This window comes from Bacillus sp. SIMBA_008, from assembly GCF_046535495.1.
GTDB lineage: Bacteria > Bacillota > Bacilli > Bacillales > Bacillaceae > Bacillus > Bacillus subtilis.
Genome location: NZ_JAWRWL010000225.1, coordinates 1 through 310, shown reverse-complemented (window position 1 = coordinate 310; position 310 = coordinate 1). Strand labels below are relative to the sequence as shown.

The 310-nt window shown below is 48.4% G+C and carries 2 pseudogenes; both read right to left on the bottom strand.

Annotated elements, in window-relative coordinates:
• Positions 1-165 (bottom strand): annotated as a pseudogene (locus SB658_RS22940) (phage portal protein); the annotation flags it as partial.
• A pseudogene (locus SB658_RS22935) lies at positions 162-310 on the bottom strand (HK97 gp10 family phage protein); the annotation flags it as partial. The pseudogenes SB658_RS22940 and SB658_RS22935, both read right to left, overlap by 4 nt.

Genomic DNA, 310 nt, shown 5'->3' with positions numbered 1-310 from the left:
GTATGTCTTCTTAAAGGTGGAGACTGTGTCATTCTCGTCAAAAGCATACGGGGGCGGGATGTAAAGTGACGGCACCTGAAATTGTTCAGGCAGTTCATTTTCATATACGGGCACACCGCACTGCTGATACAAAAAAGCGGCGATTGAACCGGTCTCGCGATTCATCCGATATCTCCCCCCAACGTGTTAAGCCACTGATTGAAACGCTTGTCCAGCGATTCGGCGAAGAGTGTTTCATACAAAAGAAGGGCTTTGTCCCAAAACCCATTTCCGCTGATCCACTGTTTTTTGAGCGCCATACCCGTTGAAG